Origin of the sequence: Thalassolituus oleivorans MIL-1, assembly GCF_000355675.1 — a bacterium.
GTDB classification, from domain to species: Bacteria; Pseudomonadota; Gammaproteobacteria; order Pseudomonadales; family Oceanobacteraceae; genus Thalassolituus; species Thalassolituus oleivorans.
In genome coordinates this window covers 3,225,738-3,238,738 of record NC_020888.1, presented here as the reverse complement: position 1 = coordinate 3,238,738, position 13,001 = coordinate 3,225,738, and the positions used below count along the sequence as shown (strand labels likewise).

The window sequence follows — 13,001 nt, the reverse complement described above, 5'->3', positions numbered from 1 at the left end:
GTTAATTTTTCTACTCAGTGGCCAGTTCATCGGCCACTGATTTTTTTATACAAGCTGAATAGGGCAACTAGTATTGCGCCAGTGATTACGCCTGTAGCCATATCGAAATTCAAACCTGCGACGGGTGCTAGTATATGGCCTGCAATCATCTCTTCGACGGCATGAATGACATCGTGACTAAGCTCACTAAGAACTGGAACGCCATGCACTATGATGCCGCCGCCCACCATGAACATAGCGGCAGTTCCCACCACCGATAGCAACCTCATTAATTTCGGCGCTAACGTTAGCAATGAGTGGCCTAATATTTTTTGCATTTTTCCGAGTAGTGTTGGCTTAGCTTTTTCAATTAAATACAAACCGGCATCATCCATTTTCACAATGCCAGCGACGAGTCCGTAAACCCCGAAGGTAAATGCGATCGCCAACAGGGATACGACCAGCACTTGGGTAATAAAAGGAGCAGAACTGATAGAGCCTAAAGTTATAACAATAATCTCGGCCGATAAAATAAAGTCGGTACGGATGGCACCGCTGATTTTATCCTTCTCGAATTCAACCATATCGACCTTGCCATCGGCGAGCGCATTATGCAGTACCGCTTTCTCTCCATCCGAAGTCTTGTGGAACCAAGAGTGAACCAGTTTTTCTACGCCTTCAAAGCATAAATAAGCACCACCTAACATCAGTAGCCAAATAATTGCCCATGGGGCAAAGGCACTTATAAGTAATGCTGACGGCACTAGAATCAGTTTATTTTTTAACGAGCCTTTGGTCACCGCCCAAACAACCGGTAGCTCTCGTTCTGCCCGAATCCCAGATACCTGCTGAGCATTTAGCGCAAGATCATCACCGAGTACGCCAGTGGTTTTCTTGGCCGCCATTTTAGACATAAGGGCAACGTCGTCGAGAACGGTTGCTATGTCATCCAGTAACGCGAGTAAGCTGCCAGCGGCCATGAAGGTTCCTATTACAGATATAAATTTATAAATTAATTAAGCTATTTTTGCAGTCGCGATACGCCAACCATCACCAGCGCCATACCAGCGACCGTCATCCAGCCAAACGGCTCACCTAAAAATACCACCGCCATTATGGTGGTCATCACTGGGCCTATGGTTCCACTAACGCTGGTTTTTGCCGGGCCAATGCGTTTGATCGCTTCGCTCACCATAAAAGAGGGCACAACCGTGGCAAATATTGCCATGATCACAGTACCGATCCAACGTTCAGTGTTCATGTCTGGCATGACAATACCGTGTATCACACCGTAATGAATAAAGGTCGCAACGGATGCTGATGCCATCGCCACGCTGGTGAATAGTAAGCTGCCCAGAGCGCCAATCGCCTTCTTACTGAACAAAATATACAGCGCAAACGACAGGGCGCTGGCCAAGATCAACAAGGTGCCGGTCGTTATCTCAGAAACTGCGTTGCTACTGCCATCGGTAAGGAGTGAGGCATTCGTTAAATCGTGCCCATACATCACCAGTAGGCCGACGTAAGTCAGCACCAGAGCCGGAATGAATGAGCGCTTAAACGGCTGACCAAAAAATAACGCACCTAAGACCACGACCAGAGTCGGATAGGCATACAGCATTAAACGCTCAAGCTGTGCACTGACATGCTCTAACCCGACTAAGTCAAGGTACGAGGCCAAGTAGTAGCCAAGCAAGCCAATACCGGCGGCCTGTGTCATTTGAGACAGGCTTGGCTTAACGGCTAAGCGCTTCCAGCTGAAATAGCCGACTACAATATACACCGGCATTGCCAGCATAAGGCGCAACCACATCAGTGGTAGGGCAGTCATTCCTTGTTCATACAGCCATTTGATGATGATGGGCTTAGTAGAAAACAAGAAAGCCGCACTCAGTGCCAGTATTAGCCCGAAGCGTGCAGTAGGGGTAGAAGCTTGTTCCGATGGCGCAGCCATAATGTTCAGTCCTTAGCTATTTAGCGTTGGTTGTATTGAGGCTGCGAGAAATGCTGAGGTGTTTGCTGGAGACAAGGCCACGACTGCAAGTGATCGCAGCCGTTGACTGAAGGGTAGGAGTTACCGCTTCTGGTCAGCCACGCAAGATGCACCGAGCCACCATTTACAGGTAACGCTAAGTAAGCATTTTGCGGTTGTAGGCATTGCCAAAAGTGTAAACATCACAAACCAGTTTGTTCAGGATATGAAAGACATGAGCCTAACAGACGTAAAAAGCGAAGAAAAGCATCGAATGAATTTACCCAGTAGGCCGATTCTGGTAACCTGCCCTCCCATCTTGAGTGAGGGTTCTAACGGCGGCTCGAAACGCGACCGTCAAGGCCAGAACTCTCCAGATTATACTTATTTATCTCTGCTCGCGGACCTTCTATGACACGTTTTATCTTTGTCACGGGTGGTGTTGTTTCTTCTTTGGGGAAAGGCATCGCTTCTGCATCTCTGGCAGCCATTTTGGAAGCCCGTGGCCTAAAGGTCACTATGCTAAAGCTAGACCCGTACATCAACGTGGATCCGGGCACTATGAGCCCGTTCCAGCACGGTGAAGTGTTCGTTACCAACGATGGTGCGGAAACGGATCTAGACCTTGGTCACTACGAACGCTTTATTCGTACCACTATGTCTCGTCGCAACAACTTTACTACCGGTCGTATTTACACCGACGTACTGGCGAAAGAGCGTCGCGGCGATTACTTGGGCGGCACTGTTCAGGTAATTCCACACATCACCGACGAAATTAAACGTCGTGTGTTTGAAGGTGCTGAAGGCTCGGATGTCGCCTTGGTAGAAATCGGTGGCACTGTTGGTGATATCGAATCTCAGCCGTTTTTAGAAGCCGTGCGTCAAATGAAAGTCGAGCTAGGTTCTAAACGAGCTTTGTCTATTCACTTGACCTTAGTGCCATACATCGCCACCGCTGGCGAAACCAAAACCAAGCCGACTCAGCATTCAGTTAAAGAGATGCGCACTATCGGCCTGCAGCCAGACATCTTAATTTGTCGCTCAGATCACAAAATTGAAGCCTCAGCGTTGCGCAAGATCGCCTTGTTCACCAACGTCGAAGAGCGCGCAGTTATCCCACTAGAAGACGCCGAAACTATCTACATGATTCCGCGCAAACTGCACGATGCGCATTTAGATGATTTGATCGTCGAAAAATTTGATCTTACCTGCCGCGAAGCAGACTTATCTGAGTGGGATGCTGTGGCGGATGCCAAGCTGAACCCAGAAAAAGAAGTCACTATTGCCATGGTGGGTAAGTACATGGACTTGCTCGATGCCTATAAGTCATTGATCGAAGCCATTGACCATGCCGGTATCACGCACCGCGCGAAAGTTAAAATTCGCTACATTGATGCAGAAGATGTCGAGCGCAAAGGCATTGAAGTATTAGCGGGCGTTGACGCCATCCTAGTACCGGGTGGCTTTGGTAATCGCGGTGTGGAAGGTAAAATTCGCACGGTGCAGCATGCTCGTGAAAATAAAATTCCATACCTAGGTATTTGTTTAGGTATGCAGGTTGCTGTTATCGAATACGCCCGTAACGTTGTGGGTTGGAAAGATGCACAATCAACCGAATTTACTCACGATACTACACACCCAGTGGTTGGCTTGATTACCGAATGGACAACGGCCGAAGGTACAACCGAAGTGCGTTCAGCAGAGTCTGATTTGGGCGGTACCATGCGCTTAGGTGGTCAGGAATGTCGTTTGACACCTGATTCATTTACCGCAAAAGCTTACGGTAAAGACATTATTACAGAGCGTCATCGTCATCGTTACGAAGTGAACTCATCACTCGTTCCTGGTTTAGAAGAAGCCGGTTTACGTATTGCTGGTCGCTCGATGGATGGTGAATTGGTAGAGGTTGTTGAAGTTCCGGATCACCCATGGTTTGTGGGCTGTCAGTTCCATCCGGAATTTACCTCCACTCCGCGTGATGGTCATGGTTTATTCTCGGCGTTTATTGCAGCCGCGTTAGATCACAAAAAATAGACCACAAAAAATTTAATTAATAAGACTTAAGCCTCTAATTATTGGAGACACGCATGGCCAAGATTATCGATATTAAAGCACGCGAAGTGCTGGATTCACGCGGCAACCCAACGGTTGAAGCAGACGTTACCCTCGAAGGCGGTTTTTTTGGAACGGCTTGTGCACCATCTGGCGCATCGACCGGTACTCGTGAAGCACTCGAACTGCGTGACGGCGATAAAAGCCGTTACCTAGGCAAAGGCGTATTAAAAGCCGTTAGCAACATCAACGGTTCAATCAAAGGCGCCTTGCTCGGTCTGGACGGCTTAGATCAGCGTGCACTTGATACCGTCATGCTCGAACTCGATGGCACCGACAACAAATCTAAGCTGGGCGCTAACGCCATTCTTGCCGTGTCTTTAGCCGCTGCCAAAGCCGCTGCCAAAGCCAAAGGCGTAGAGTTGTATGAGCACATTGCCGACATCAACGGCACGCCTGGCCAATACTCAATGCCAGTACCTATGATGAACATCATCAACGGTGGTGAGCACGCGGATAACAACGTCGATATTCAAGAATTTATGGTGCAGCCAGTAGGCGCGCCAACGTTCGCTGAAGCATTACGTGCCGGCGCAGAAATCTTCCACAGCCTGAAAAAAGTATTAAGTGCACAAGGCTTAAATACTGCTGTGGGTGACGAAGGTGGTTTTGCTCCTAACCTAGCCTCTAACGCTGATGCACTTGCCGCAATTAAAACGGCAGTTGCCGATGCCGGTTATGAACTGGGTAAAAACATTACCCTAGCGTTGGATTGCGCATCATCTGAATTCTACAAAGATGGCAAGTACGACCTAAAAGGCGAAGGCAAAGTATTCACTGCCGAAGAATTCTCCGACTACCTGTCTGAATTGTGCGACCAATACCCGATTGTCTCCATCGAAGATGGCCAAGACGAATCAGATTGGGCTGGCTGGAAATACCAAACCGAAAAACTGGGCAAGCGCGTTCAATTAGTAGGTGACGACCTGTTCGTAACCAACACTAAGATCTTGGCTGAAGGTATCGAAAAAGATATCGCCAACTCTATCCTTATTAAGTTCAACCAGATTGGCTCACTAACCGAAACGTTAGAAGCCATCAAAATGGCGAAAGACGCAGGCTACACTGCTGTTATCTCTCACCGTTCTGGCGAAACTGAAGACACCACCATTGCCGACCTAGCCGTTGGTACATGCGCAGGCCAAATCAAGACTGGCTCACTATGCCGCTCAGACCGTGTTGCTAAGTACAACCGCCTGCTGCGCATTGAAGAGCAGTTGGGTGCTAAGGCTCCGTATAATGGTTTGAAAGAGATTAAAGGGCAGTAATTGCTACTGTGACCTTTTGATTATTAAAGCGCACTTCGGTGCGCTTTTTTGTGGGCGGAAGTGCGCACACTATATTTTTGTACTTTTATAATGACGCTATTTGGGGTGGCGCAACCTTAGTTACCTCTGCCGAAGATTATTCTAATGCGGCAGAAATTACGCTTGAAATTCAATACCGTGATGCAAGCAACGAGCTTGTTTATAAACGCTTGACTAAAACCCTAGCCGATCTCGTCGTGCAGGGTGAAGATCAGATTAAGTCAGCTGCAGCGGTTACTACTTTGGCATACTTGATATCAGGCCAAGCGTCCTGTGATGATGTATTGGCTTCAGGTCTGTATGCTGATGAAGTGGATCAGTCCTTATTTATGGCTTACAAAACGCATATTGCTCATTATTGCAGCTTGTAGATCCCACTCGTTACGAGTGATGATATTGCTTTGCAAGTTTTTGATTATTGAACTGAGGTTATTATATCTGTTAACTTGTAACGCCCGTTATGCAGTAGCTATCGAACGATAGCTACTTGTGCAAGCTCGACTCTTTGATTTAAAGGATTATTTATGCTGTCAGAAAAGGATTCAGAAGAGCTTATCTTCAACTTTAGAAAATCATTAAATAAGCATATTTCGAGTAAAAAAAATCCAGATGCTCGTAATGCTTGTATTATGAATATCACCCGTAACGATGGCAAAGAGTTGCTGTTTTTTGCTTATTCAAGTGCTGCGGGATTAAGCCAAAAAGAGCTATCTGCCATTGCTGCTGATGGTTTTGAGTTAGTCCCTGACGTAAGTTTAGAGCACCTTAGAAGTCTTTATGCTTGTCGAGGAATGGGGCAATGGCATACAGAACCTAGGCTCATTAACTTCTTGAATTGTAGCCCTGGTTATATTGAAAATGTTGCTAACGTATTAATTATCTCTGAAATTGACTGTTGTGCCACGTGCTTGAAATACACGATAGAAGTATTTCGTGCTGCCAATGGTGCAATTGATGTTTATACCGATGAATACGGAAAAGTACCTAGTCGCGGCATAAGTCCAAACTTTAAATTTCATTAGGCTAGAATCAATGCCAATCTTGTTTGAAGTTGAGCTAATAAAAAGATCAGTTTATGCAGTCGAATGTGTCCAAATTTGGTCGCTGGTAATGCGTTGGGTGTATCGGGCTGTAGACCTAGACTGAGAGTGGTGATTTTTTGAGAAAAATAATTATTTTCGGTAATTCAGGCTCAGGAAAGTCTACATTAGCCAAAAAACTAACGGAAGGGGGATTGGCTCATCTCGATTTAGATCCTCTAGCTTGGCTTCCTACTATTCCTCCCGAGAGGCGTGCCATCGCGCAGGTGCATGAACAAATTAGGGCTTTCATTAGTGAAAATGGCGAGTGGGTTGTGGAAGGTTGTTACGCAGATTTACTTGAATTAGTGAAGCCGTTCGCTAATGAAGCTATTTTTATGAATTTACCGACTTGGCTATGTCAAGAAAATGCTAAGAACAGGCCGTGGGAACCCCATAAATACCAATCTAAAGAAGCTCAAGACGATAATCTACCCATGCTTTTAGATTGGATTGCAGGATATATGGATCGGGATGACTCTCTTTCATACACTGCGCATCGTGATCTTTTTCAAGGTTTTCAGGGTAAAAAGACCGAAATCAAATCTAATGAATAATGACACATTTAACGCTACCTTGCGGTTGATGTCGCCGAATGCGCTAGCATTAGCGCTATGGTTACCGTAAATAGTGTAAGTTAACTTTATTCCTTGTCGTAGTTTGATAGTGTTTATAGGTTCAGATAAAAGCTGGACTGTCCCCCTGATGATCATGGAGTTGATTATGAAAAATCTATCGAATAAACATTTACTAATATTACCGAGTCTTTTTCTCTCAGCTGCTGTTATGGCAGGTGCAGACAGTAATGATGTGTATCTGCATGTGAATGGTTTAACAGACTGCTCCTATGCGGTATCGGCATATGATGTCTCGAAGAATAAAGATTATGACGGTACCTCGGCCAAGGTTGAAGACGGTAAGTGCAAGATCACGGTTAAAGCGGATCGTCATAAGACCGAGCAAGTTGCAGAGTGGTTTGCGGATCATGTCGGCACGGGTAGTGCTATTGCCTGTGATTCTAGTGGCCCCATGCCGGACGAACTCAACTTTGCGGTAGAGGGCACTCTGGTACTTACCCAAGGGGATAAGGTTACTACTTGTGCTGACTTAATTTTAGCGCAGGGCAATATCACTGCGGCATTTACTAACAATTGGTGGCTGGGAAGCCCTAATGTGAAAAGTGGAGGTGTACCCTATATAGGACCTTTACTTCAAAATTGTTCGTCTGGAGGAATCCTCCCGCAAATCGTCACTTATTCGCCACCGCAGCCATGTGTTAATAACTTTAGCCTTGTTGTCGAGTAGTACTTGGTTTTTATAAGAATAGCCCCCCGAATTAGATAGCTCTTTAGGGTGCGTATTTTTCGGGTAGAGGGCATCGATTTTTTTGGTAACGCTTATAAAATCCTCAATAAAAAAGGCCCCGAACGGGCCTTTTTATTTGTGTCGATTACTTTTAGCCGAATGCGTCAGCTGATTCTTCTAAAGCGTTTAGTTTAAGAAATTGTTGTAGGATCAGTCGTAAATGGCTGACCAAGTTGGAAAATACTGTTGCCCAGTTGACCCCAATTGTTGTTACCCCAACAACTAACCGTGCCATCGGTTTTCAAAACACAGGTATGCACATTGCCAGTAGTAACGGAGGCTAGATCGCCTGAATCTAGTACGGTGACCGGTGTATAGGAAGTGGTTGAATTTTTATTTTCAGAAGAAGTGTAAATGGTAGGTTTTTTTTAGGGTGAGTATGAAAATTTCCTAACGATTATTTTAAATATAATTAATTTTTTCGGATTTTAAGCCTAGGCATAAAGGCTTTAATACTTCCCGTTATTGGCAGTGATTGATGTCGTTAACAAATATAACGCATGCGATGCGGGCCAGGCTCGTCAATTTCTGGCGAAAAGCTGATAGTGCCAGTGCTCATGAGTGGAGTTTCTTCTCTACGTAAATAAAGCGGTTCCCGGCCATCCGCCGCAAGGTAGGTTCCATTGGTGCTTTTGTCGACCAACACAAACTTTCCGCGTCGGTAATCAATGGTGCAATGACTACGCGATGCCATATTGCACTCGATGGTTAAATCGACATCCGCTCCACGCCCGATGGTAAATGGCACATCATTTTTACTGAGCGTGATATTTTGATCTTCATATTCTATTTGTAAGCTGCGAGCTTCAATCGCGGCGGCGATTTCGGTATTAACGGCCGCCATGAACATAGTCGCGTTGGATTCTTGATCGTCTTCCCATTCGGCAATATAAATAACGGCAGTTTTTTTGCCACCTTTTAAGCGAATTTTATCAAATACTTCGAGTTTATCTTGTGATTCAGGTGGCAACGCCTGACGCGTTTGCTCGCTGGTTATAATCTGGCCGCCCTTGGCGATTTTTACTAAGTCGGCTGCATCATTAACCGCCTCACCGTAAACATCGCCAGCTTCTTCAATGATAGGGCCGAAGTGAAAACCAATGCGAATTGTTAGGGGGGCTCCGTAATATCGCGTGTCGATATCTTTTTGAATATCTGTCGCAGCATTTAATGCGGCTTGAGCCGTTGGAAATGAAGCCATTACCTCGTCGCCAATGGTTTTAATCACAGTGCCATTTTGTGCTTGGGTCTTGTCCATCATCATGGAGACGACTTTCGAGATGATTGCTCGCGCTTCGGCATCGCCCACTTCTTTGAACAAGCGTGAGCTACCCGAGACGTCAGAGAACATGATGGCTGCAGATTCATTCGACATAGGCGGAGATTCCTTGATGTAGCGTCGCGAATAACATTGGCTTCCATACCGGCATCTTGATGGGGCTGTCAAAACCAACATGTTTTATGCTGATGGAGCTGATCTTGGATATAGAAGTGAACTTTAACCGATTTTATACTTTGCTGGTGATTTTAGGGAAATAAATGAGACTTTCTTAGGGAGAATGGGCCAAAATTGGAAAATGTGGGACATTGGTGGAGCAAATGAGCCAATTTTAGAATAGATGAGGCTGGATTAATGAAGGCTAGACCAGCGTAGAGTATGTGTGATGGTTAGTAGTCGCTCTAGCTCTAACCTATGGTAGCGATGATATCATCCATCCCATGGCGCGATATTTTTACTCAGAAATTATTTGATAGGAAACGTTATGTCAAAGAAGACAGTAAAATTTGAATACGAGAAAGAAACGAAAAACAGTGTGCGTTATCAGGAGGTTCCTGAGGATGGAATGGCTCCAATAATGGGGACTTTGTACATTCAAAAATGGTTTGCTGGTAATAGTAAAACCATTGAAATTACAGTTGAGAAGAAGGACTAACCTCAGTCTTATTTGTAAAGCTTAAGGTATTTGCGTTCTGCCGTAATGCTTTTTCGATGTAGGATTGCTTTGGACATTCAATTCGGTAAACTACGCACCAATTGGACACTCTATGCAAAGGACGCAGCATGACCTCATCTCCCGACTTTTCTAGTTTTCTTTCTTATTACAATAGCGACGCCGGTCGAAAAGTGTACATCGATCCAGAGTTGATCTTGCCTTTCGCTGAGTATGTCAAGCCAGCAACCGATTCAGGCAATTTAATTGCAAGCGAAATTATGCAGCGACTTTCTTCGGTGGCAGATGGTAAAGATGCTGGGCAAGCTGAAGGCAAGCCAGATTTGTATTACATGGATTTCGGAAAGGTTACTGGGCATTGCGTTCGTTTATTTTATAAAATTTTTCAGGATAATGCGGGGGGGCTAAGCCGAGGGCCTGGGGTCTACATTTATAATCTACGCGGATTCGCGCACAATCCAAACAATGTCGGTGCCGGGTTGTTTCATATGCGTTACACCGATGGAAGTTGGGAAGGGACGAAAGCTTCTGGTCGTGAAATTAAGAATAAGATTTTTCGTATTGGCTCAGCACAAGATGAAAAGGGTATTTTAGATCTGAACAAGCTTTCAGAAATAATGTTGAAATCGTCTGACCAGGCGATGCATAAAACCGATTTTGATCTTTACCATAGTCCGTTGGCTGTGATTGTAGGCGATCAAAAGTACACATCACCTGAAGGTCGAGGGAAAATCGCTAATCCACAAGAGTTAGCTGATATCCTTGTTGGGACGGCAACAGCGAATGAATGGGCAGGGCAGCTATACGATAAATATACTGTTTATGTTTATGATGAATCGGCTAAGCTTTTAACCGACGCTTTGCGATTGGTTAAAGGTTCTAATCAAGTATTAAAAAAATTCGAGTTTCGTTTATTAGATCCACATGCGCCATTTTCTGTAGTGGAGAAGCTTGCAAACGGATTTGGTGCATCGGCGGTGTTAGATAAGAACGTAAGAACACCCTTCTCATCAAGCTATCAGATGCTCGACCCTGCGTCATACGACGATAGTAACAGTAAGGTTTATGCTAAGTTTCAGCAGCAAATTCAAAACAAAGCGAATATTAGTTTTTTTGAAATGTGGCGAAATATGAAATCGGATACGAATCTTCTTAGTTAATCATGATGATTTATTAGTTTCGATTAGGAGATTTGTATGGATACAAATATTAAAAAAGAGTGGGATAATATGGCGAATATCGCCGTCTATTGTTTCGATATAAATGAGTTCAGAATTCAAGTTCCCTGTAGCGACAAGGCTAGGCACGAGCCTTTGTACCAATATTCGTTTTCTTCTAGCGACTTAGGGGTAAGAGCCAATCCCGATTGTACCGGAGAGATTTCGCCTATTTGGGGATATTTAGATATTTTTAATAAGTCGTTGAATGAAGAGACTTCGAGCAGATACTCTTCGTATTCATTGAAGATTTGGCCAAAATCCGATCTAGGAATAGCCGCTGGGTTCTGGAACTCCTCAGAAAAAATTCAAGCCGGCATGTTTGATATATATGGCGGTGGTAAGCCTCGCCCAGATTTTCATTCTAAAGATTATAGTTACCCGAAACATGCCTCGGACATAGAGGTTCTTACAATCAATAATCGATTGTGGGGATATTTGTCGTTTGGAAACTTTGATCGTATTGATCGTTTTTGCACAGAACTAACCGAGCACCTAATCATCATGGTCGATTTCGATGCTTCCGCTTGTTGGCCAAATGATACTCCACCACCGGCAGACATTAAATCCCATGTCATGGCGTTTTTCTTAGATTACTTAAATCACTTCGATATTATCACTCGCGGCTCTGTGCCGGATGAGGAATTACCGCCGCTGGGGTTCTATCCTTCAAGACGCGATGAAAAAGAAATTGATGCGGAAGGCAAAACGATTGAGTCTAGGTCTGAGGCTTATGCGTCGGAATCTTTGCTTAAGTGGTAGGTCGATAGCCTTAGAATTGTTCTAAGGCTTATTTTTTATCGCTGCAGCAAGCAACCACCACTTTATTGCGCCCAGTTTCTTTCGCTTCGTACAGAGCTTTATCAGCGGTTTTCAGTAGATCGCCCATACCGCTGACTCCATCGGATGGATAGCAGGCGACACCAAAGCTCGCAGTCACTTTTATGATCTCTCCATCGACCATGACCTGAGTTTCACTGATTTTAACTCTTAGTCTTTCGGCAATGCGCTCCGCCGTTTTTATATTGGTGTTTGGTAGTAGTATTGCGAATTCTTCACCGCCATAACGGCCGACTTCGTCATTTCTGCGGGCGTTATTCATCATGATTTTGGAAGCAGCAACCAGTACTTCGTCGCCTGCGTGGTGGCCCCATTGATCGTTAATTCGCTTAAAATGATCTAAGTCGATCATAATGCAGGCTAACGGCGACATTGGATGAGCATGCTGCTTTTGTGCGCGCTCTATTTCTTCCTCACCACGGTTAATGAAAAAGTTTCGGTTGGAAAGTCGGGTTAAGCCATCAATGGTCGACATTTCTTGATACAGGCTTTCTCGCTCGGTCCAGCGTTTCATAGCGAGAATGCATAGGTAAATTAAAAGCGTGAGGATGAAAACGATCAGCCCACGAACGATTAACCATCCAAGCACTGGGTGCCCATCCGGTAATATCGGTGGTTTTTCTAACAGAATGGCGTAAGGCACGCTCGGTATGAAATCGGCAATACCCATCACCAACAGTGTTGGCATAACCAGCCAGTAACAAAATCGTATTTTATTAACATTCGCTAACGTACAAGTAATGTTTACGCCTAAGAATATGAGTAGTAATCCTTCGGTGAAGTGGCTACCGGTAAGGTAACCACTGATCAATATCACGACGATGTAGCTGCCAATAATGAAGCTTTCAAAGAAGGGCCAGTCATCGGCATAGTGTCGTCGGTGGAAGGCTTCAACGATAAACCCAATTAACACAAGAATATGAATGCCATACATCCATAACATGTAGGGTACTAATGACTGATTTAAGTATTCTGGGGCTAATACGTTGGTAACCCATAAGGATATGCCAAAACAGGCAGGGGCTAAAAATACGAGAGCAGATAGAAGAATATAGCGGTCGATGGCGCGCCAATCCATTGGGTTAGGGATCGATCCGCTGCGCAGTCGATGTACGATGCCAGCTATGCTACCTAGATTCATATCGCATTTTTCTCAATGGCCATATTAAATTTGTTAT

At 44.9% G+C, this 13,001-nt stretch carries 14 protein-coding genes; 9 read left to right on the top strand and 5 right to left on the bottom strand.

Features of this window, described 5'->3' with window-relative positions; genetic code table 11:
• Nucleotides 1-26 precede the first annotated feature (26 nt).
• Both TOL_RS14855 and TOL_RS14850 read right to left on the bottom strand, forming a co-directional pair.
• On the bottom strand, nucleotides 27-959 hold the full coding sequence (locus tag TOL_RS14855; protein ID WP_015488186.1) for a DUF808 domain-containing protein: 933 nt from the start codon (nucleotides 957-959) through the stop codon (nucleotides 27-29).
• A 41-nt stretch (nucleotides 960-1,000) separates the two neighbouring features.
• A complete protein-coding gene (locus TOL_RS14850; RefSeq protein WP_015488185.1) occupies nucleotides 1,001-1,933 on the bottom strand; it encodes a DMT family transporter in 933 nt (310 codons plus the stop codon).
• Nucleotides 1,934-2,362: 429 nt separating this feature from the next.
• Between TOL_RS14850 and TOL_RS14845 the strand changes: the two genes are divergently transcribed.
• From TOL_RS14845 to TOL_RS14820, 6 genes are all read left to right on the top strand, one after another.
• A complete protein-coding gene (locus TOL_RS14845; RefSeq protein WP_015488183.1) occupies nucleotides 2,363-3,985 on the top strand; it encodes a CTP synthase in 1,623 nt (540 codons plus the stop codon).
• Nucleotides 3,986-4,038: 53 nt separating this feature from the next.
• Entirely contained in the window at nucleotides 4,039-5,331 is a 1,293-nt protein-coding gene (gene eno / locus TOL_RS14840; protein ID WP_015488182.1) for a phosphopyruvate hydratase, read from the top strand.
• Nucleotides 5,332-5,381: 50 nt separating this feature from the next.
• On the top strand, nucleotides 5,382-5,741 hold the full coding sequence (locus TOL_RS14835) for a hypothetical protein (RefSeq protein WP_144055383.1): 360 nt from the start codon (nucleotides 5,382-5,384) through the stop codon (nucleotides 5,739-5,741).
• A gap of 153 nt (nucleotides 5,742-5,894) precedes the next feature.
• Nucleotides 5,895-6,392: a hypothetical protein gene (locus TOL_RS14830; protein ID WP_015488180.1), complete on the top strand. Its 498-nt coding sequence runs from the start codon at nucleotides 5,895-5,897 to the stop codon at nucleotides 6,390-6,392.
• Between the two features lie 137 nt (nucleotides 6,393-6,529).
• A complete protein-coding gene (locus TOL_RS14825) occupies nucleotides 6,530-7,006 on the top strand; it encodes a P-loop NTPase family protein (protein WP_015488179.1) in 477 nt (158 codons plus the stop codon).
• Between the two features lie 166 nt (nucleotides 7,007-7,172).
• Nucleotides 7,173-7,754, top strand: a complete 582-nt coding sequence (locus TOL_RS14820; RefSeq protein WP_041588524.1) for a hypothetical protein — start codon at nucleotides 7,173-7,175, stop codon at nucleotides 7,752-7,754.
• Nucleotides 7,755-7,945: 191 nt separating this feature from the next.
• On the opposite strand, the gene TOL_RS19540 is transcribed toward TOL_RS14820, so the two are convergent.
• Nucleotides 7,946-8,170 (bottom strand): RCC1-like domain-containing protein, encoded by a 225-nt coding sequence (locus TOL_RS19540; RefSeq protein WP_081601154.1) that lies wholly within the window; start codon nucleotides 8,168-8,170, stop codon nucleotides 7,946-7,948.
• 128 nt (nucleotides 8,171-8,298) lie between these two features.
• Nucleotides 8,299-9,189 carry an adenylate/guanylate cyclase domain-containing protein gene (locus tag TOL_RS14815; RefSeq protein ID WP_015488176.1) on the bottom strand — a complete coding sequence of 297 codons (891 nt, stop codon included), beginning with the start codon at nucleotides 9,187-9,189 and terminating at the stop codon, nucleotides 8,299-8,301.
• A 388-nt stretch (nucleotides 9,190-9,577) separates the two neighbouring features.
• Here TOL_RS14815 and TOL_RS19105 point away from each other — a divergent pair, with 388 nt between their 5' ends.
• The 3 genes from TOL_RS19105 (at nucleotide 9,578) to TOL_RS14805 (ending at nucleotide 11,745) form a co-directional block, all read left to right on the top strand.
• The gene (locus tag TOL_RS19105) at nucleotides 9,578-9,748 is read left to right on the top strand and encodes a hypothetical protein (protein ID WP_015488175.1); all 171 of its coding nucleotides are present in this window, start codon (nucleotides 9,578-9,580) and stop codon (nucleotides 9,746-9,748) included.
• A 128-nt stretch (nucleotides 9,749-9,876) separates the two neighbouring features.
• The gene (locus TOL_RS14810) at nucleotides 9,877-10,926 is read left to right on the top strand and encodes a hypothetical protein (protein ID WP_015488174.1); all 1,050 of its coding nucleotides are present in this window, start codon (nucleotides 9,877-9,879) and stop codon (nucleotides 10,924-10,926) included.
• A gap of 36 nt (nucleotides 10,927-10,962) precedes the next feature.
• A complete protein-coding gene (locus tag TOL_RS14805; protein ID WP_015488173.1) occupies nucleotides 10,963-11,745 on the top strand; it encodes a hypothetical protein in 783 nt (260 codons plus the stop codon).
• A gap of 28 nt (nucleotides 11,746-11,773) precedes the next feature.
• Here TOL_RS14805 and TOL_RS14800 read toward each other — a convergent pair whose 3' ends face one another.
• The gene (locus tag TOL_RS14800) at nucleotides 11,774-12,964 is read right to left on the bottom strand and encodes a GGDEF domain-containing protein (RefSeq protein ID WP_144055382.1); all 1,191 of its coding nucleotides are present in this window, start codon (nucleotides 12,962-12,964) and stop codon (nucleotides 11,774-11,776) included.
• Nucleotides 12,965-13,001 lie beyond the last annotated feature (37 nt).

Excerpts from the sequence above, each read along its gene's own strand:
- TOL_RS19105 (WP_015488175.1), top strand. The coding sequence starts at position 9,578 with ATGTCAAAGAAGACAGTAAAATTTGAATACGAGAAAGAAACGAAAAAC.
- TOL_RS14820 (WP_041588524.1), top strand. The coding sequence starts at position 7,173 with ATGAAAAATCTATCGAATAAACATTTACTAATATTACCGAGTCTTTTT.
- TOL_RS14805 (WP_015488173.1), top strand. The coding sequence starts at position 10,963 with ATGGATACAAATATTAAAAAAGAGTGGGATAATATGGCGAATATCGCC.
- TOL_RS14815 (WP_015488176.1), bottom strand. The coding sequence starts at position 9,189 with ATGTCGAATGAATCTGCAGCCATCATGTTCTCTGACGTCTCGGGTAGC.
- TOL_RS14830 (WP_015488180.1), top strand. The coding sequence starts at position 5,895 with ATGCTGTCAGAAAAGGATTCAGAAGAGCTTATCTTCAACTTTAGAAAA.
- eno (WP_015488182.1), top strand. The coding sequence starts at position 4,039 with ATGGCCAAGATTATCGATATTAAAGCACGCGAAGTGCTGGATTCACGC.
- TOL_RS14800 (WP_144055382.1), bottom strand. The coding sequence starts at position 12,964 with ATGAATCTAGGTAGCATAGCTGGCATCGTACATCGACTGCGCAGCGGA.
- TOL_RS14850 (WP_015488185.1), bottom strand. The coding sequence starts at position 1,933 with ATGGCTGCGCCATCGGAACAAGCTTCTACCCCTACTGCACGCTTCGGG.
- TOL_RS14845 (WP_015488183.1), top strand. The coding sequence starts at position 2,363 with ATGACACGTTTTATCTTTGTCACGGGTGGTGTTGTTTCTTCTTTGGGG.
- TOL_RS14855 (WP_015488186.1), bottom strand. The coding sequence starts at position 959 with ATGGCCGCTGGCAGCTTACTCGCGTTACTGGATGACATAGCAACCGTT.
- TOL_RS14810 (WP_015488174.1), top strand. The coding sequence starts at position 9,877 with ATGACCTCATCTCCCGACTTTTCTAGTTTTCTTTCTTATTACAATAGC.